The organism is Sporichthyaceae bacterium, assembly GCA_036269075.1.
GTDB lineage: Bacteria > Actinomycetota > Actinomycetes > Sporichthyales > Sporichthyaceae > DASQPJ01.
In genome coordinates this window covers 34,021-52,648 of record DATASX010000078.1, presented here as the reverse complement: position 1 = coordinate 52,648, position 18,628 = coordinate 34,021, and the positions used below count along the sequence as shown (strand labels likewise).

The 18,628-nt window shown below is 68.6% G+C and carries 19 protein-coding genes; 5 read left to right on the top strand and 14 right to left on the bottom strand.

Annotation, left to right across the window (positions count from 1 at the left end; translation table 11 throughout):
- Positions 1-28 precede the first annotated feature (28 nt).
- Genes VHU88_13435 through VHU88_13425 form a run of 3 tightly spaced genes read left to right on the top strand, consistent with a single transcriptional unit; the run spans position 29 to position 2,300 of the window.
- On the top strand, positions 29-835 hold the full coding sequence (locus tag VHU88_13435; protein ID HEX3612683.1) for an SDR family oxidoreductase: 807 nt from the start codon (positions 29-31) through the stop codon (positions 833-835).
- Positions 835-1,845: a phosphotransferase family protein gene (locus tag VHU88_13430; protein HEX3612682.1), complete on the top strand. Its 1,011-nt coding sequence runs from the start codon at positions 835-837 to the stop codon at positions 1,843-1,845. The genes VHU88_13435 and VHU88_13430 overlap by 1 nt, the downstream gene beginning before the upstream one ends.
- Complete coding sequence (locus VHU88_13425) at positions 1,839-2,300, top strand: hypothetical protein (protein ID HEX3612681.1); 462 nt, start codon at positions 1,839-1,841, stop codon at positions 2,298-2,300. Before VHU88_13430 ends, VHU88_13425 begins: the two co-directional genes overlap by 7 nt.
- Here VHU88_13425 and VHU88_13420 read toward each other — a convergent pair.
- From VHU88_13420 to VHU88_13370, 11 genes are all read right to left on the bottom strand, one after another.
- Positions 2,297-4,075, bottom strand: coding sequence for a GAF domain-containing protein (locus VHU88_13420; protein HEX3612680.1), 1,779 nt, complete (start codon positions 4,073-4,075; stop codon positions 2,297-2,299). The genes VHU88_13425 and VHU88_13420 overlap by 4 nt on opposite strands.
- Positions 4,076-4,192: 117 nt before the next feature.
- Positions 4,193-5,095 carry an alpha/beta hydrolase gene (locus VHU88_13415; protein ID HEX3612679.1) on the bottom strand — a complete coding sequence of 301 codons (903 nt, stop codon included), beginning with the start codon at positions 5,093-5,095 and terminating at the stop codon, positions 4,193-4,195.
- Positions 5,096-5,173: 78 nt separating this feature from the next.
- A complete protein-coding gene (locus tag VHU88_13410; protein ID HEX3612678.1) occupies positions 5,174-5,902 on the bottom strand; it encodes a hypothetical protein in 729 nt (242 codons plus the stop codon).
- A gap of 12 nt (positions 5,903-5,914) precedes the next feature.
- On the bottom strand, positions 5,915-6,613 hold the full coding sequence (locus tag VHU88_13405; GenBank protein HEX3612677.1) for an ABC transporter ATP-binding protein: 699 nt from the start codon (positions 6,611-6,613) through the stop codon (positions 5,915-5,917).
- Positions 6,613-7,437 (bottom strand): ABC transporter ATP-binding protein, encoded by an 825-nt coding sequence (locus tag VHU88_13400; GenBank protein HEX3612676.1) that lies wholly within the window; start codon positions 7,435-7,437, stop codon positions 6,613-6,615. Before VHU88_13400 ends, VHU88_13405 begins: the two co-directional genes overlap by 1 nt.
- Positions 7,438-7,450: 13 nt before the next feature.
- Positions 7,451-8,980 carry an ABC transporter substrate-binding protein gene (locus tag VHU88_13395; GenBank protein ID HEX3612675.1) on the bottom strand — a complete coding sequence of 510 codons (1,530 nt, stop codon included), beginning with the start codon at positions 8,978-8,980 and terminating at the stop codon, positions 7,451-7,453.
- On the bottom strand, positions 8,977-10,932 hold the full coding sequence (locus VHU88_13390; GenBank protein HEX3612674.1) for an ABC transporter permease: 1,956 nt from the start codon (positions 10,930-10,932) through the stop codon (positions 8,977-8,979). Before VHU88_13390 ends, VHU88_13395 begins: the two co-directional genes overlap by 4 nt.
- The gene (locus VHU88_13385; protein ID HEX3612673.1) at positions 10,929-11,465 is read right to left on the bottom strand and encodes a hypothetical protein; all 537 of its coding nucleotides are present in this window, start codon (positions 11,463-11,465) and stop codon (positions 10,929-10,931) included. The genes VHU88_13390 and VHU88_13385 overlap by 4 nt, the downstream gene beginning before the upstream one ends.
- Positions 11,462-11,767 (bottom strand): hypothetical protein, encoded by a 306-nt coding sequence (locus VHU88_13380; GenBank protein HEX3612672.1) that lies wholly within the window; start codon positions 11,765-11,767, stop codon positions 11,462-11,464. Before VHU88_13380 ends, VHU88_13385 begins: the two co-directional genes overlap by 4 nt.
- On the bottom strand, positions 11,758-13,170 hold the full coding sequence (locus tag VHU88_13375; protein ID HEX3612671.1) for a hypothetical protein: 1,413 nt from the start codon (positions 13,168-13,170) through the stop codon (positions 11,758-11,760). Before VHU88_13375 ends, VHU88_13380 begins: the two co-directional genes overlap by 10 nt.
- A 54-nt stretch (positions 13,171-13,224) precedes the next feature.
- The gene (locus tag VHU88_13370; protein ID HEX3612670.1) at positions 13,225-14,577 is read right to left on the bottom strand and encodes an NAD(P)/FAD-dependent oxidoreductase; all 1,353 of its coding nucleotides are present in this window, start codon (positions 14,575-14,577) and stop codon (positions 13,225-13,227) included.
- Positions 14,578-14,654: 77 nt separating this feature from the next.
- On the opposite strand from VHU88_13370, the gene VHU88_13365 reads away from it, so the two are divergent.
- Complete coding sequence (locus tag VHU88_13365; GenBank protein ID HEX3612669.1) at positions 14,655-15,323, top strand: TetR/AcrR family transcriptional regulator; 669 nt, start codon at positions 14,655-14,657, stop codon at positions 15,321-15,323.
- Here the strand turns inward: VHU88_13365 and VHU88_13360 are convergent.
- Positions 15,215-16,087, bottom strand: coding sequence for a hypothetical protein (locus VHU88_13360; GenBank protein ID HEX3612668.1), 873 nt, complete (start codon positions 16,085-16,087; stop codon positions 15,215-15,217). The genes VHU88_13365 and VHU88_13360 overlap by 109 nt on opposite strands.
- Before the next feature lie 2 nt (positions 16,088-16,089).
- Positions 16,090-17,307 carry an LLM class flavin-dependent oxidoreductase gene (locus VHU88_13355; protein ID HEX3612667.1) on the bottom strand — a complete coding sequence of 406 codons (1,218 nt, stop codon included), beginning with the start codon at positions 17,305-17,307 and terminating at the stop codon, positions 16,090-16,092.
- A 48-nt stretch (positions 17,308-17,355) separates the two neighbouring features.
- On the opposite strand from VHU88_13355, the gene VHU88_13350 reads away from it, so the two are divergent.
- Positions 17,356-17,925 carry a TetR family transcriptional regulator gene (locus VHU88_13350; GenBank protein ID HEX3612666.1) on the top strand — a complete coding sequence of 190 codons (570 nt, stop codon included), beginning with the start codon at positions 17,356-17,358 and terminating at the stop codon, positions 17,923-17,925.
- Between the two features lie 45 nt (positions 17,926-17,970).
- On the opposite strand, the gene VHU88_13345 is transcribed toward VHU88_13350, so the two are convergent.
- Positions 17,971-18,615 carry a helix-turn-helix domain-containing protein gene (locus VHU88_13345; protein HEX3612665.1) on the bottom strand — a complete coding sequence of 215 codons (645 nt, stop codon included), beginning with the start codon at positions 18,613-18,615 and terminating at the stop codon, positions 17,971-17,973.
- Between the last annotated feature and the right edge of the window lie 13 nt (positions 18,616-18,628).

Here is an 18,628-nt window from a genome sequence, read left to right as displayed (position 1 = left end):
TCACCCCTCAGTTTTCCTGGAGTCAGCCGTGTCCGAGACCGAGTTCGTCCCGCCACCGCGCCTCACGCTGCCCCTTTCCGAGCGGGTCTACATCGTCACCGGCGCCGGCGGCGGTATCGGCGGGGCCGCCGCGCTGCGGCTGCTCAAGGCCGGCTCGAAGGTGCTCGCCGTCGACCTGAGCTCACGCCGGCTGGCCGAGACGGTCGACAAGGCGGCGGACCTGCCCGGAACCCTGCGGACCTGCAAGGTGGACGTCACGACCGAGGCCGGCACCACCGAGGCCACCGACACCGCGCTGCGCGAGTTCGGCGCCGTGCACGGGATCGCCAACGTCGCCGGCGGCATGGTGAACATCGACCGCGAGGTCTACGACGTCCCGCTCGAGTCGTTCTCGCTGGAGTCATGGAACGCGATGTACGCCCTGAACGTGACCAGCGCGTTCCTGATGTGTCGGGCGCTGGAGAAGCACTTCACCGCCCAGCTCTACGGCAAGGTCGTCAACGTCGCCTCGCTCGCCGCGTTCGCCAACCGGATGGAGCTCGGCAACGCCGCCTACAACTCCGCGAAGGCCGCAGTTGTGGCCTTCACCCAAAGCCTCAGCATGCAGGGCGGTCGCAACGGCATTCGGGCCAACTGCATCGCCCCCGGCCTGGTGCTCTCCGACCGGGTCCGCAAGTGGATCGACCAGAGCTACCTGAACCGCCACCTCGAGTACACCGCGCTCGGCGATCTGGCGACCCCGGACGACCTCGGCGAGGGCATCGCGTTCTTCCTCGAGCCACAGTCCGACGCGATCACCGGGGAGACGATGCGGGTGGCGGCGGGAGTCCGCTAGTGACGGCGCCGCCGGTTGAGTTGAGCCTCGAACAGGTCACCGAAGGGATCGGCGAGCTGTTCGGGGCGTGGCACCCGGACGCCCGAAGCGTCAGCGTCAGCGATGCGGTCCAGGTCTTCGGCGGCAACGCCCGGCGGGCGTGGGCTGCGTCGGTGGAGTGGGTCGATGCCTGCGGTGTCCCGAGCGCGGAACCGGTGATCCTGCTGGTCCGGCAGCCGGGTTCGCAGGTGCGTACCGACCCGGCCGAGGAAGTCCGCCACCTGTCCGCTCTGGCGCAGCAGGGCGTTCGTGCTCCCCGCGTCTGGGCGCACGACCTCGACGGGCACCTCCTGGGGGGTCCCGCCGTTCTGCTGCAACGGATGACGGGCAGCGCGGACCCCGTGTCCTACTTGGCTGCGGACCCGGCGACCGGACGCGCGCGCACCCTGGATCTGGCCCGCGCGGCGGCTGAGCTGCATTCGGCGACTCCGGCGCACACCGAGGTCCCCGGCGCGCAGAGTCACCTCGCGCACTGGCGAGACCAGTTCCTGGCCGCCCGGCTGGAGCCGCACCCGGCATTGGGATGGCTCTTCGATTGGCTGGCCGATCACGAGCGCCCGCCGGAGCGCTTCGCCGTGGTGCACGGTGATTTTCGGGTGGGAAACGTGCTTTACGACGGCGAGCGCATCACCGGCGTTCTGGACTGGGAGATGGCCCACGTCGGAAACCCGACCGAGGACCTTGCCTGGGCCTATCGCGCATTGTGGAGCCCGGCGCGGTTCCTCCCGCTGCCGGAATTCGTCGAGGCCTACGTCGCTGCCGGCGGGGGCGCCGTCGACGCGGACTCCCTGCTGTGGCACCGGGTGTTCGCCGAGGTGAAGTTCGCGGTGATCAGCCTGCAGGCCGCACGATCGGTGGTGGACGGCTTGACCATGAACCTCCGCCTGGCGGATCGCACCCGAACCGTCGTTCCTGCCGTGGATCTGTGCCTGTCCTGGATCGATCAATCGAAGGTGGCGGACCCGTGCTGAGGCCTACGCCCGGAGAACTGCTCGCCCTGACCCGCGAGGCGCTCACCACCCAGGTTCTCCCAGCCGTCCCTGCCGGGGCTGCCGCTCGCCAACTGAAGGCGGCAATACACATCCTCGATCAGCTGGAGCGGACCTGGGACCTGATGCCGGCCTATGTGGCTGAGGACAACGCGGATCTGCGAGCGACGTTGGCGCAGATCGGCACCCGGACGGGGTTGGTTCCGACCCATCGGGTGGATTGGCAACAGCCGGTCCCCGGCGTGCAGGACGGCGCGCTCGCCGGGTCGATCCACGAGAACGAACGACTGCAGGCCGACCTCGATGACATCCAACAGGCATGGCGGAACTCGGACACCCTCGATCCCGCTGTGGATGCCCTGCTGTTCGACCTGCACCAACGCATGAGCGATCGCGCCCGGCGCGCCGCCGGCCTCCAGCGGATACCTCCGACCTAGGCGAGCGGCACCAACGGCAGGCGACCGGAGAGGCGCAGCACGAGCAGCGCCATTTGGGCCGTCAGATACGCATGGTCGTCGGTCGTCACGGCCAGACCGGTGATCCGTTCGATGTTGGCCAGCCGATACCTGACGGTATTCGGATGCACATCAAGAAGCTCCGCAGCGCGGCGCACGCCCCGACCGACCTGGAGGAACGCGTTGAGGGTGACGAGCAGCTCCTCGTGCTTGGGCGCCGGCGACAGGATCGCACCCAAGGTGTCGCGGGCGAAGCGTTGCGCCCAGTCGTGGTCGGCGGTCGCGAGCAGGAGCCGTCCGGCGCCCAGGTCACCGGTCGCGAGCACCATGTCGCCATCGGAGTCGACATGGGCCCGCATGACCTGCAACACCTGGCAGGCCTGAGTGTGCGCGGCGGCGTCATCACCGGGCGACCGGACGATCGTGGAGATCGCGATGAAGACCGGGCAGGCGTGCTGCATACCGTCCAACGCAATCTCAGCCTGCTTGCGCACCCAGGCAGATCCGGCGCGCTCGTCGAGGGTGCCGGGTACCTCGATGACAAGGGCGATGTCGTTGCCCGAAGGCGTGGCCAGGACCGCGGATGGAGCGTCGGTTGCCGTCATCATGCGGGCCATCAGCTTCGGGGTGAGGTCGAACTCTCCGCCGTCTCGACGGCCGACCAGCACCACCACGCGCGGAGAGTCCAGACTGATTCCGAGGCCCTGGGCGCGGTAGTCGAGCGCCACCCGTTCGCCTCGGATCAGGCTCCCGGTGAACGCCTCGACGGCGTGCCATTCGATGTCACCCTCGCGCCTGGCGCGCGAACGCTCCAGCGCCAAATTGTGGGCGGCACGGCGCACGATCGCTGCGTCGAAAGGCCCGAAGCGGCCAGGATGCTCCGCGACCACGACATAGCCCCGGCATTCCTCCTCGACCGCGATCTTGGCCACCATCAGCCGGTGCAACAGGTCGGCTCGCGGAAGCGGTCCCACGGTCAGCGGGTGGCCCCCGGAAAGTTGCTCGAGCAGCGACGCCACGGCCGGCTGCCGGCGCAGGTCCTCGTCGAGCATGCGGACAACTCCTCCTTCGGGGTTTGCTTGGGCAAGACAGTGGAAGCTCGCGTCGTAGATCCAGCACGGCTTGTCCAGCAGGCGCGACACGGCCTCGACAAGGCCGCGAACTCCCCAGCCGCGGAGCAGGATCTCGGTGAGCTGGTTCTCCATCCGGGCGGCCTGTTGGAGCCTCGAGAGCTGGCCTGCCTGGGTGGCGAGGCTGGCGCGCAACCGGGAGGTCAGCTGTACCTGATTGACCGCGGTCGCGGCGAGTTCGGCGAAGATCAGCGCCAGTTCTTGGTCGTGGGCACCGAACTCGAGCACGACGTCCTCGTTGTCCAGGCACAGGACGCCGATCACCTCGTCGCGGAGGATCATCGGCACACCGAGCAGGGACTTCGTGTGCCACCGGCGCATGGCGACCTGCAGCGGCCGCGGATCGACCAGCGTGTTCACGACCATGACGGGGCGTTGGGTACGCACGATCTCGCGGGTGAACTCGTCGCCCGGCCCACCGCTGATGAGCGCTTTCACCTTGGAGTCGATGTCGCTCGGCGCGTGCGCAACAGCTCCATGGAACAACCCGGTTTCCCGGTCGAGCAGATGCATCGAACATCGGCCGGCGCCGGTCAGCTCGGACAGCTTGGTGACGATCAGGCGCAGGACGGTATCGAGGTCTTGCTCCTCCACCAGGGCCGCCGTGACCGAACGAAACGCGGCCACCGCAGACACGGCGGGCGAGAGCCCCACCCCCGTGCTCGCCCCAAGTGGTTCCGACACAGGCCCATGAAACTCTCTGCCCGGTGCGCCGTCCAGGCGGCAGCGGGCGGCCGCTGGGGCTCAGGGCGCGAGGTGGGCCAGGAACCAGGCCAGCGCGGGACTGCTGGAAGCCTCGAAACCCTTGACGTAGGCGTCGAAGTGTCCGCCCGGCAGGATCTCCAGCTTCTTCGGCTCCAGCGCCTTCTCGTAGGCGGCAATGGCGAACCGGGCCGGGGTCAGCACGTCGTTGCGGGCAGGCAGCAGGAGCAACGGGGTCGGGCTGACCTTGTCGATGTAGTCGACCGGGTTGTACTCACCGAGGGCCTCGATGGTGCGCAGCGTGACCTCGTTCTTCCAGTTCGGTGCCCGACCGGCGCCGGTCTCGGTGAACCACTGCCAGGAGTCCGACGTCGGCAGGGCGGACGGCGCCATCGGGTCCTCGGCGACCACCGGGACCATCGTGGGCGGGTTGCCCTGGAACCGCGAGAGCCGCTCGGCGTCGAACTGCTCGCGGTAGATGTCGATGAAGTCGGAACGGACCAGGACCCGAACGTTCTCGTAGCCGCTGATCAGCGGAACCTGGGCGACAACGGCCTTGACCCGACGGTCGATAGCGGCAACGACGAGCACGTGCCCGCCGGAGTAGCTGCTGCCCCAGAGGCCGATCCGGTTGACGTCGGTCTCCGGCAGCGTGGTCGCGTAGGTGATCGCGGTCCGGTAGTCGTGGACCTGTGCCCACGGTTCGATCTCCTGACGAGGCGTCCCGTCGCTGTCGCCGAAGTTGCGGTTGTCGAAGACCAGGGCGTTCAGCCCGTTGTCGGCGAACAGTTCGGCATAGCTGTCGAGGTACATCTCCTTGACGGCCGAGAACCCGTGCGCCAGCACGACGGTCGGGGCGGTGCCGGAGGCGCCCGCGGCCGGGTAGAACCACCCGCGCAGCGTGGTGCCGTCGCTGTCGAACTCGATGTCACGTCGTCTGGCCATCGGAACCTCCGGGGACGCGGGGCGTGCTCGGACCCTAGCCCCCGCGGGAACCGGGGCACCAGAACCCCGGGAGTCGACCTAAGCAGGGACCAGTTCGCGTTCCGGCCCCGTCGACCGGACCTCGGCCTCCTCCCGGTCGATCGCACGTAGCAACATCGCGGTGTTCACGCCGAATTGGGCGATGAACGCGAAGGCCGGGATCCAGACCACGAACAGGCCGCTCCAGGCGAAGACTCCGTGCTTGAAGAACGGCAGGGCGACCGAAGGGGAGAAGATGATGATCGCCCAGACGTTGCAGTACGCGAGCCAGCGCGGGAAGACCGGCCGATCCTGGTTGTCGGAGAGGATGGCGTAGGCGAAGGTCCAGTTCTGCGTGAGGAACGGCATCCACGGCATGACCATGAAGATCCAGCCCATGTCGTTGAGCAGCAGGGTCTGGGACGGGTCGCGGTCGGGCCGGAACGCGGCCACCTCGAAGATCAGGCCGGGGACCAGGAAGGTCAGGCAGGCGAACGCGCCGGCCGCGAGCTGCGTGTAGATCGCTGCCGGGTGGATACCCGCGATGCGGCGCATCTGAGCGGAGACCACTGCGGTGAAGGCGGCGTAGAACATGCTGCTGAACAGCATCAGCAGGGCGCCGAAGCGGATGCTGTTGGTGTGCTCCTGGTAGTGGTGTGCGATCTGTTCGGCCGACCTGCCTGGGGTGATCGGCGGGATGAAGTGCATGAACCCGAACGCCGCGAAGAACAGGGTCACACAGACCATTCCGCTCCACGCACAGACCCGCTGGAACACCATCTGGTGCATGCCTTCTTCTCCTCAGGTGTGGGCGGCCGCGATGTACTGCTCGGCCAACGCGTCGGCGTCGAGTTCTCCCGGCTCGCCGGAGAAGGTCACGGTTCCCCGGCCGAGCAGGTAGACGTAGTCGGCGGCCTCCAGCGCGCGGGTCACGTACTGCTCGACGAGCAGCAAGGAGGCGCCCTGCGAAGCCAGCAGCCGAAGGAAGTCGAAGATCTCGTCGACGATCTTCGGGGCCAGGCCCATCGAGACCTCGTCGAGCAGCACGAAGCGGGGGTTCTGCACATACGCCCGCGCCAGCGCGAGCATCTGCTGCTCGCCGCCGCTCATCGTGCCCGCTTGTTGGGAAAGCCGCTCCCCCAGCCGCGGGAACGCCGACACCGCTTTCTCCACCGACTCGGATTCCGTGCCGGGTCTGGAATGCAGGATCAGGTTCTCCCGCACCGAGAGCGACGGGAACACGCCGCGGCCCTCCGGCACGTGGCAGACCCCGCGCTCGACCAACTTGTGCGGGGCGTACCGGCTGACGTCCCGGCCGTCGAGCAGGACCTGGCCGGAGGTCGGACGCAGCAGGCCCGAGGCCACCCGCAGCAACGTGGTCTTGCCGGCCCCGTTCGGACCCAACAACGCGACCACGCTGGACGGGGGCACCAGCAGACTGACGCCGCGCAGCACGGTGGAACCGGCGTAACCGGCACGGATCGAGTCCAGCCTCAGCATCAGCCGACCGCCCCGGTGCCGGCGAGTTCGTCCAGGCCGTCGGCCTCCGTACCCAGATAGGCGGCGCGTACCAACGGGGAGCACGCGACCTCGCGCGCCGTGCCCTCGAAGATCGGCCTGCCGAAGTCCAGGACGTGGATGTAGTTGCACGTGGTCATGACCAACTCCATGTCGTGCTCCACGATCAGGATCGCCACGTTGCGCTCGGCCACCAGGCGACGCAGCACCCCGCCGAACTGTTCGGTCTCGGTCCCGTCCAGGCCCGAGGAGGGTTCGTCGAGCAGCATCACCGTGAAACCGCCCGCGATGCAGCGGGCCAGTTCGACCAACCGGCGCGCGCCGGTGCTCAGATCGGCCGGGCGCCGGTTGGCCGCATCGCCGATTCCCACCATGTCCATCGCGTCGTCGGCCAGGCGACGGACGGCCGCGGCCTGCGCACGGCTGGATCGCAACGCCCGCCAAGGATTGCTGCCCGCCAGACCGGCCTCCTTGCCGAGCCGGACGTTCTCCCGCACGGTGAGGGTGTCGAACAGTTCCATCCGTTGGAAGGTTCGGCCCATGCCGTTGCGTGCCCGGGCGTCCGGCGACCAGGTGGTGATGTCCTGACCGAACAGGGAAACCCGACCGGCACTGGGCCGGACCACGCCCGTGCAGGCATTGAACGTCGTGGTCTTACCGGCACCGTTGGGCCCGATGAGCCCGGTGATCCGGCCGCGCGGAGCGGTCAGCGTCTGCCCGTCGACCGCCGTCAGACCGCCGAAGCGGACCGTCAGCTTCTCGACGGCCAAGCCGTCCACGTCGCTCGATCTCGTTTGCGCGCTCATCACTGACGACCCGTCACTGGCAGTGGAACTTCGTGCCCTCGGGCGCCCGGAACTTGACGTCGCGGGCGGTGAGGGCGATCACGGCGTAGCAGTTGATGGCCGGCGCGAACTGCTGACCCGGTTTGAACGTCATCGGCGGGCTGAGACCGTTGAGTGTCTCGCCGTTGATGTTGCCCAGGCCCTTCATGATCAGAGCCGTGGTCAGCGGGCCGGAGCGCGCCTGGGCTCCGAGAGTGTTCACCGCCGCCTCCAGCAACTTGCCGGAGCACCAGGCGATCATCGAGGCGCCGTCGAGGGTGAGCGTCGGCGCGTAGCGCTCGAACGCGGCGTGGTACTCCTTCAGGCCAGGGGTGTCGTCGGCCGGGAACGGGGCGAGGAACGAACCGAGGTAGAGCCCGTCGCCGGCCACCAACTTGTCACTCTGGACAGCCGATCCGGCAGCCAGGCTCACCGTGCTCAGGGTCGGGTTGAAGCCGAGGCTGTTGCACGCGCGGGCCACCCGGGACACCGCCGAGCCGTCGCCGCCCACGAACGCGAACTGCACGCCGGCGTTCTTCATGTTCTGGCACTCGGAGGTGAAGTCCGGCTGCGTCAAGGAGAACGGCGCGCTGTAGACGGTCTGCACACCGGCCTGGTCGGCCAACCCACCCTTGGAGGTCGTCGACTCCTTGAGGACGCCGCAGATCGTGGCCTCGACGCAGTAGAGGATGCCGAACTTCTTGAAGTGTCCGGACTCCGCGGCGGACTTGATGCTGCCCAGGTAGGTGCCCAGTGGCGAGGCCCCGACCGGGAACAGGTAGGGATCCTTGTTCCAGTCCAGGTCGATGTTGTCCCCACCGATGGTGGGCATCTTGAACTTCGCGGCGGCTTCCCGGTACGGGCCGACGGTGATCGGGACGTAGGCGTCGATCAGCGCCGCGACCTTCTTGTTCTGGACCAGGTCCAGCACGTTCGCGGTGACCTTGGCCGGGTCGGACTGGTCGTCGAGCTGCATCAGTTCGACGGGGTGGCAGGCCAGCCCACCACGGGAGTTGAGGTCCTTGGCCCAGACCTGCAGCCCGGGCCGGGCGCCTGCGCCCACGGCGCCGATGAACCCGCTGAACACGCCAGTCTGGCCGAGCAACACCGGCGGCAGCGAACTCGTGCAGGCACCCGACGCGGTGGTGAGCGCCGCGCCGACGGTATGGGCCTTGGGCGCGCCCGCCGCGGCGACGGTGGCGGCCGTGCTGCCGGTCCCGGCCGCCGCGGGGACCCCGCCGGCTGCCGCGCCTGCCGTGACCGGGGCGCCGGCGCGAACCGGCGCCGCCGCGGCAGTGGCCACGGCGGCCGAGTTGGTCGCAGTGGCTGTGGTCTCGGCACTGTCGGTGGTTTGCGGCGCCGTGGCGGGGTTGATCCCGGCGTCCTTGAGCTGCTGGTCACTGAGCTTCATGACGGCGGAGTTGGCGGCCTCGATGCGGGCCTCCGAGACGCGGTTGCCGCATCCGGTCAGGAGCAATGCGCTCGTGGCGACCAGCGCGACCGCCGTGCCGTTACGGGTTCTCATCGATGTACTCCAGTGGTCAGCAAAGGCTCGTGGGTCGCGGAGCTGACGAGCAGTTCGGGGGGCAACTGGTGCACCGGGTCCATGCGGTCGCGCCAGGGGCTGAGCGTTCGTTGTCGTCCGGCCGCGGCGACCCGTCCGACTACCTCGGCGAACTGGCCCTGCGACAGCGCGGCGGCGAGGATCGCGGCCAGGCCGAAGCCGACCTGCAGCAACGAGAGGTGGTCCGGGTTGTCGATGTAGCCGGGCAGCACGTAGAGCAACAGGGCGCCGAGCACCGCGCTGGTCACCGTGCCGCGACCGGAGATGGCCAGTACCGCGAGCAGAACCAGCGACTGCAGATAGTTGAAGCTGTCCTGATTGACGCTGCCGAACAGTGAGGCGTACATCGCCCCGCTGATCCCGGCCAGGAACGCCGACAGACAGAACACCATCACCCGGATCATGTTCAGGTTGGTCCCGAGCGAGGTCAGCGCCGCCGGTGAGTCGGCCAGGCCGCGCAGCAGTCGGCCGAGCCGGGAGCGTTCCACCAGCACGACGGCGACGACGCAGGCCAGCGCGACGGCGAGCACGAAGTAGTAGTAACGCGTGTCGGAGTCCAGGCCGCCGAAGTGTGGGCGCCGGGTGTCCAGCCGACCGAACCCGAACATCCAGCTCTGCCCGTAGGCGTACTGCGCGAGCAGGATCCCGAACCCGAGAGTGGCCAGGCCGAGGAACAGCCCGGACAGGCGGATCGCGGGGATCGCGATGAACGCCCCGACCGGGACAGCGAACAGGCCGCCGAGCAACAGTGCGACGCCCCAGGGCAGGCCGTCGTGCAGCATGTGTCCGAAGGCGGCGGCACCGACCGCGGCGAAACCCACGTGGCACAAGGAAATCTGTCCGGAGGTCCGCACCAGCAGGCCGAGGGAGAGGAAGAGGATCACCTGGGTCAGCCCGGTGCTGTAGAGCGAGAGTCGAGTGCCGACCAGGTGTGGCACGAGTAGCGCGGCGCCCAGCAGGACGGCGTAGCCGGCGCCGCGGGTCCTGACGCTGAACGAGCCGGCAGTCGGCGCCCGATCCTTCACCTTGCGCCCGATCTCCTGCAGGCGACTCTTGGGAGTCACCAGCATCGCGATGAACAGGATGATGAACGGCACGTTCAGATCGATGCCGCGCAGCACCACTTCCCCGGCGAACTCCTTGGACACCAACTTCTGCACCAGGCCGACGGTCAGGCCGCCGACGAAGGCCATCGGGATCGAGGTGAACCGCCCGATCGCCGCGGCCCCGAACGCCTGGACGACCAGCAGCGAGAGCACGTTCACGTCGAGTTGGAAAGTCACCGAGGCGAACAGCACACCGGAGACGGCCGCGAACATCGAGCCGATGATCCATGCGGTCCGGCGCACCTTCGCCGGCGCGGTGCCTGCCATGTCGAGCAGCGCCGGGTTGTCGACGACGCCACGCATCGCGACGCCCAGCCGAGAGGTTCGGAAGAAGACCGACAGGCCGAGAGCCGCGGCGACCCCGAGGGCCATGTCGATGACGTTGTCCCAGCTGACCGAGACGTTGGAGACCCCGAATGCCTTGCCCTGTGGCAGGAACGGCTCGAAGGTGAGCTGCTCGGATCCCCAGATCAGGATCACGATCGAGCGGACGGCAACCAGCAGACCGACGGTGGCGACGATCTTGTACGTGGTGGTCACCCCGGACAGCGCACCGGCGAGGCGTTCCAGCACCAGGCCGGTCGCGGCGCCGAAGACAACGACCGTGACAACGGCTGCCACTGCCCACGGGACGCCGTGCACCTGGCGCAGTTCGTAGAAGACGAATGCGGCGGCAGCGCAGATCGCGCCGTGGCCGAGGTTGAACAACCCGGAGGTCTTGTAGGTCAGTACCAGGCCCATCGCGGACAGGCCGTAGATCGACCCGACGATCAATCCCGTGACGATGAAGGGGATGTAGGCGTTCATGACTCGCACGCTCCGCAGGGACGCAACCCCTCGGCGGCAGCGTCGGCCGGGTCGAGCACGCGGATCGCCTTGCCCGCCACGAGCGGGCACTCGGGTCGGTGGAAGCGCACCATGCCGGCCACGGTCACGACCCGGCCGCCGGTCGCCGCGGCACCCACCACAGATCGGTTCGGCGTGATCGTGCTGAACACCCGGGCCATCTCGATCCGCACGGTCCGCAAGCCCGCCAACAGCCAGTGGACCAGGCAGAGGGCGGAGACCACGACGGCGCCGATTCCCCCGAGCAGCCAACGCATCTGGGTTGCCAGGTCGACCTCACCGGCGCCGCCCCAACTGCACACCGCGAGCCCGGCCAGGCCGAGCACGCTCCCGCCGATCGCGATGTCCCGGTCGCGGCGACCCCACGGGCGATCGCCGAGCACCACCTCGCCCCGGGAGCGCCGTTTCGACGCCGTCACGTAGGCCGGCACCCGTGGGCCCCCGGTTCGGGTTGCGGCGCGGCGCACGCGCGGTTCGCGCACAGCGGTCGTCATCGGCTCGCGGTGCCCTCGTCATCGGTCCGGGCCGCGATGCCGTGCTCGTTGACGGCGATGCGCAGCGCACGCAGTTCACGCCATTCGTCGCGCAGGTCGGCCGAGAGCCACAAGGCCGTGCCGATGCCGAGCATGAACAGGCCGAACAACCCGTTGGAGATGATGTACGGCATCTGCTTGACGATGTACTCGGTGTCGCTGACGCCCAGATAGCCCAGCAGCAGCGAGACCAGACCGATGATCACAGCCACGATCGCACCGGTGCGGTCCCACTGCGTACGCAGCGCGGTCATCACTTCCATGGCCGGAGAACCCCCAGACGGCGAAGGCCGGTACCGACCGCGAGGACAGCAATCGCGACCGCGACAACGGCGAGGTAGATGTTCTGCGTGTCGGCCACCAGCAGCGGTGACCGCAGCGCGACGAGGTCGGCCGGCTGCGCGGAGGCCGGCACGGTCCGAACCGGCGGGCCGGCCGCGGGGACAGGATCGGTGACCGACGGCAGACCGGGTGCGAAGACACCCGGGATCGGGACGGCCGCAGGCACGGCACCAGTGCTGGTCGGGGAATCCGCCGCCGGCGCCGGGCCGAGGGCGGTAACGGGCTTGGGCACGTCGAACGCGACCTCGGCCAGGGATCCGCCGAGGGTGTAGGTCGCGTGGGTGGCCCCGTTGTAGTACGGATTCGCCGGCGGGGCCGGGAAATCGGTGGTGAACGTGACGGCCGGGGCCACGACGCCGTTCGTGGTGTCGGCGGCCTGTTGGAACGTCACTTTCATTCCCCGGTCGGCGAAAGCCTTCAGCACCGGCCCGGACGGGATCGCGTAGTCGTGGCCCGACTGCCCGGGCAAGGTCGCCGTGAAAACGCCGTCGGTGAAGCCGAGGGCCGGCGCGTCGAGCGTCTGCCCGCCGGACGGAACCGGCATCGGCGGAAACTTCAGCGGCTGCACCTGGCCGAAGCCCGGCACCGGGATCGGCAGCGGCACCGTGCCGGGCGTCTGCTTCGGGATCACGATCCGCATCCCGGGAACGGTGATCGCGCCGATGCTCATCTCCGAGGAGCGGGTGAGTTTTCCGGTGTTGCCGTCGGCGACGACCGTGGCCAGCGACCGCACGCCGGACAGCGTGAACACGTCGCCGAACTGCAGGGTCTTGAACACCGTCCGAGCCTGCGAGGTGACGCCGCGGTCCCCGTCCACCTCGATCCGCGAGGTGGATTCGAAACCGCTGACATCGGTCCCGACCAGTGCGCGGGATTCCGCGACCAACGCGTCGCTGCGCGAGTTCAGCGTGATGCCCGGGTAGTTCGCCGACCGAGGTGCCTCACCGGCGCTCGTCGCCACGTACAGCGGGTAGTTCGGGAACGAGACCCCGAACAACCCCGACATCAGTCCGGGCGCACCGACGATCGTGTCGCCCGGATAAGGGAACGACGCGAACGCGTCCGAGCCACCGACGCTGGTCAGGTGAGCCGAGGACACCGGGCCGGACCCGGTCAGCACCAGGTTCAGCGGGAACGACGGGTTGGAGATCCCGTTGTTGATGCCGTAGGCGCTGGCGACAGCGTCGAAACTGTTGTCCGCGGCTTGGGCCGGCGGGGCGACGGCAAGCGCGGCACCGGCGCTGACGACCAGGACGGATGCGCCGGCCAGGACGGCGGCGCGACGCCAGGTTCGGCGCCGTCGTGCGGTGTGGCGGCCGGCCAACGGACACGCTCCTCGATCGGGGGACAACTGACGGACAGACCGGACGGTGTTGCTTCAGCGCGGCAGGGCGGCCAGCAGTTCACGAGCGGCCCGCTCGCCGGCCGTGGTGGCGGTGTTGACGTTGCCGGAGGAGTTGTACGAGCCCGCCAGGTGGATCCGACTGGTCAGATCCCGGGCCGCATGGAAGCGGCCGAGGTCCCGGTACAGACCCGGGTGGCTGTAGACCAGCACCGGGTACCAGCGATTGATCCGGCTGAACTCGACGTCGGCGCGAACGCCCGGCAGGACCTTGTCCAGCTCGGCCAGCGCGGCGTCGAGAACCTCGTCGTCGGTCGCGTCCATCCGGTCGATCGCCCACTGGTTCATGACGAACAGCGAGATCAGGCCCTTGCCGGCAGGCGCCCGCCCGGGTGCCTTGTTGTGCTCGAGAATGACCGCGAACAGACCCTCCGACACCGGCTTCGGCACCACGACGAACGAGGCGGGACACTGCGGGATTCGCGACAGCGCAAGGTTTATCGACATCGTCGAGGTGTAGTTGAGCTCGCGCAGGAACTTGGCTCGGTCCGGCTCCAGCTGCGGCACCAGGTCCGGAACCAGGTTGCCCATCGAGCTCACCACCGCCCCCGCGGCGCGTTCGGTGATCAACCCGTCCGGGCCGAGATAGGTGACCTCCACGCCGTCGCCGGTCTCGACCACCTCGACCGCGTTGCAGTTCAACCGCACGTCCGGCAGTGCCGCGGCCAACCGCTGGGGGAACGAGGAGTAGCCGTCGCGGAACGCGAACAGCTTGGTCCCGAGCACCTTCTGCCAGAGGAACAAGAACTCGACCACCGAGATCATCTCGGCGGGAACCCCGGCGCCACCACGCACAGTCGGTTCGATCAGGTAGTCGTAGAGCTCGCCGTCCAGACCGCGACGTTCGCAGTACTGCGCCGGAGTCTCCACGTCGTACTTGCCCGCGACCGAGAGGTCCTCGTAGGACAGCAGCTTGCGCACCCGGAACGCGTCCCGGACCAGCTTGGCCACCTTCAGCTTGGACCGCGTCGAAAGCAGCTTGGTCCGGGCCGCGTCCAGCGCCAACTTGTCCGCGCGCAGGTAGTGCATCTGGCTCCCGCGGATGAAGCCCATCAACGAGTTGGCCGGGATCAGCTCGTCGGCCATCCCAAGGTCGCGAACCAGCTTCATGACGCTGCCGTAGGCCTCCGGGAGGATCGTCGTGCCGGCCTCCATGAGGAATCCGTCCCGTCGGACGGTGAGCAGCTGACCGCCCACCCGGTCGCGGGATTCCAGCACGACGACGCGCCGGCCGGCCTGGTGCAGTCGGTAGGCAGCAGCGAGCCCGGACGGTCCCGCGCCGATGACGAAGACCGGGTCGGCCGCCGCTGGGACGGTCTGTTCGGACATGGTGTCCATGGTGGAGACACGGTGTCTGTCTGTCAAGACACGCTGTACGCCGGCGGACAAATCGGTACCCTGGATTCGTGCCCCAGTCCGCTGAGAAGTCCGTCGATGCCCCCGCCGCCCGGCCCTTTGCCGTGTCCCGCGAGGACCGGCGGCGCCAGCTGAGCCGGCACTTGATTCCGGTGATCGAGAAGCTCGCCGCCGATGGCGAGCCCTACGGGGACCTCAGCGTCGAGCGGATCATCAAGGCCGGCGGCATGTCCCGGTCGGCGTTCTACAACTACTTCGACGACAAGATCGACCTGCTGGCCGCGATGGCCGGCGACGCGGTCGCGGACGTGGTCGCCAGCGGGGACAACTGGTGGGAGTTCCCGCACGACGGGAACAAGGCCGACCTGCGCGCCCGGATCCAGGTGCCCTTCGACACCTATCGCCGCGCGCACATCATTTTCGGCGCGATGGTCGAGGTGGCCACCTACGACGAGCGCGTTCGCACCCAGCAGGGCTTGCTCATGGGCCAGGTCTCCGAGGGCCTGGCGGTGCACCTCGCGGAAGCGCAGAGCCAGGGCAGTGCGGACGCGACGCTGGACCCGGTGCGCACCGCGAAGTGGATCGTCTGGATGCTCGAGCGCGGTCTCTATCAGTTGGTGGACAAGGCCGACAGCGACGAGGCGGAACTGCTGCTGGACGCGGCCACCGACGTCGTCTGGAACACGCTGTACGCGACGTCGCGGTCGGGTTCTGCCTGACCTGACTTGCGCGCGGCCCAGGTGATGGTGAGGTCGAGCAACAGGTAGCCGAGCGCGATCGTGGCGGCGCCGGCGACCCACTTCACCGGTTCGGAGGCCTGCGCGTTCAGCGCGCTGTAGATCGGCCAGCCCACGGCGATGCTGCCCGCGGCGTTGCACACCATCGGCAACGCGAGCAGGTAGGCCGCGCGCCATCCGGTGAACAGGTGACGGGCCGCGTAGAGGAGCACCGCGACCTCGAACGGTCCGCCGACGTTGATGAACAGCCAGTAGAGCGGGAAGCCGGCGAGGTCGAAGGGCGGGTCGGCGTAGTAGACGTACATGTCGCGGGCCAGGATCGGGATCTCGACAGCTACGTCGACCACGAACAGAATGCCCACCCACTGCCATAACTGACGTCGCGTCACGCCGCGGTCAAGGGCCTTCAGGATCAGATAGGGCATGCCGCCGAAGAACACGATGTAGATGCCCAGGCCCCACAGCGGCACCTTGGCGAAGGTGTCCAGCACCGTCCACTGACCGTCGACGGGGTGGTAGAGGCAGCCGAGGACGTCATCGATCGGCTCGTTGAGGTAGGAGATTCCGCCGCCGACCAGTAGAAGCGCGAGCAGGTAGCTGCGATGCCGGACGATCTCGCGCACGGCGTAGCAGGCGAAGACCAGAACCAGCGCGCCCATCACCGAGGTGACAACGATCTGCGACGTGTGCGGAAACCTCAGCCCGTCCGGGTGCTGAGGCAGGTCGAACGACCCGGCACTGGGCATGGTCAGGGCGCCGCGAGTGCGGAACGCTTGACCGGCTGCCCGTTCATCTCGCGCAGATGGTTGCAGGTCTCCAGCACCAGGTCCACCTGCGAGTCCGGATCCCCGAACGCGCCGCCGCCGAGGAAGCTGGCGTAGTTGATGACGTTGATCCAGCACTGGTTGGCTGCGGGGATCGCGTCGATGTAGGGCTGCAACTGGGCGGCCACCTGCTGCGAGGTCCCACAGGCCCGCGCCCGCCGGACCACCTCCACCGGCGTCGCGTCGATGATCTTGAGAGCGTCGGCACGCGACCAGTCGGTCGGGATCAGGTGCGCCGGATAGGCGTAGTCCGGGCGGATCGGGTGCTCGCCCATCCCCCAGTCCCGGTAGCACTGCGGGCCGGGGATGACCGCGGCCGAGTCCCAACGGGCGATCGGGCTCGCGACCAGCGCGTCCACCCGTTCCTGCGTGGTCTCGATGATGTTCATCGCGAGCAGGTAGAAGATCAGTTCGTCGGGGTCGCGGCCGGACTCCTCGGCCAGGCGGCGCGCTTCGGCGACCTGCTCGCCGTACCAGTCCGGGCTGCCGCAGGTCGGCACGTAGGTGATCCAGCCGTCGGCGATCGTCGCCGCTATCCGTACCGCGCGGCCGGGACCACCCGCGATGAGGATCGGCGGACGCTTCGCGCCGTAGGGCATAAGCGGCAGCACCGCGTTCCGCAGGCTCCAGATCGGACCGTCGTAGTTCACGACACCCTCGGCGTCCATCAGCAGCTTGATGATTTTCACGGACTCCTCGAGGTGCGCGAACGGCTTGTCGTGCGCGACGCCGTAGGGCGTGAACTGCTTGACCTCGCCCGCACCCATCGCGAGAAAGAAACGCCCCTTCGAATAGTGATCCAGCGTCAGGGCCAACTGTGCCAGGTTCGCCGGCGGCCGGCGGATCGCGTCGAAGACCGTCGTACCGAGCTGGATCTCGGTGGTGTGGATGGCCACGTCGGTCATCAGCGGCCAGGTGTCCATGAACGTGTCGATGTCCCATACCGCGCTGGCCGGCACCAGGTCCGGCGTCCACAGCGAGCGCGGGATCGTCAGCATCATCTGGTCGGACCAGATCATGAAGTCGTAGCCCTGCCGCTCGTACAGCGCTCCGATCGCGCGGTTCAGATCGGGGTCGAACATGTGCCCGCAGGGTCCGTACTTGACGTCGCGCACCGGGCTCGCCTCCATCGGTTGGGCCACTTGGCCCATATCTTGGGCCAGCTGGCCCAATACGTCTACCCTGAGCCCATGACCATCGCCGAGGTCTCCCCCAATCAGCGCGAGAAGCAGCGCCAGATCGTGGCCGCCGCGAAGGACGTCCTGCTGCGCGCGGGCCTCGCCGGGTGCACCGCCCGTGTGCTGGCGGAGGAGAGCGCGTTCAGCCGCAGCGCGATCCACTACTACTTCGCCTCGATGGAGGAGATCGTCGATGCGGCGATGGCCTCGCATCTGCACGACTTCGTCGCCGACCTGCGGGCGACCGCGGCCGGCGTCGACGACCCGGTCGCCCGGTTCTGGGCGGTGACCGAGCGGTACCACCTGGCACTGGGCGAGCAGCCCGAGCGCACGATGCTCTGGTTCGACTACTCGATCGCCTGCGTGCGGGCCGGGCGCCGGGAGCCCGCGGTCGCGATCGAGGTCGCCTTGCGCGAGGTCCTGGCCGGGCTGCTCAAGGACTGCCGCGTCAAGGACTGGAAGGTGCGGTCCGAGGCAGTGCTGGCGTTCATGATCGGCACCACTCTGCGGCGGGTGCTGCATCCGGGGTCACCGGTGCGCGACGTTCGCCGCCAGCTGGCCGGGATCAGCGGGATCAGTTAGGCCGGCGCACCGTCGCGTGCGAGTGGCGCACCAGGGCGGTGCCCCTCAGTCGGAGACGTGCAGGTCCAGAGCGGGCAGCGGTCCCCGGGCGATCTTTCGTGCCTCCCGTTTGGTCAGCCCGAACGCGCGCAGCATCATCTCCGCCCCGACGGCGTCGGCGTCGGGGCCGAAACGGCCGGCGAGCACGCCCTTGATCGCGGCGAACGCGGCCGCGGCCACCGATGTCAGGCAGAGATCCAGGTCCTCGATGTCGAAGCGTCCGGTCTCGCGGCCACGCTCGAGCGTCTTGCGCGCGTAAGGGAGTAACGACTCCTCGAACAGCTCCTCGGCGCCGGCGAGCTTGGTGAGGACCGCCGCGAGCTCGGGCTCCTCGCGGGCGAACAGCACGAACCGGCGGTAGGAGAAGGACGCGGTCTCGGCGGGGTCGGCAAATTCGAGTGCGAACGAGCCGATCGCCGTCGCCGCAGTGGCGAGCACGTCGGCGAGGACCGCTTCGACAATCGCGTCCTTGGACTCGAAGTGGTTGTAGAAGGTGCCGAAGCCGACGTCGGCGGCCTTGGCGATGTCCGCGATTTTCAGGTCGACAGCGCCCTGCTCGGCGAGCATCTGCCGCGTGGCGGCGAGCAGCCGGGCGCGGGCCTCGAGCTTTCGCCGCTCACGTCGGCCGAGGCCGTCGGAGTCCTCCGTCACCCGATCAGTTTCG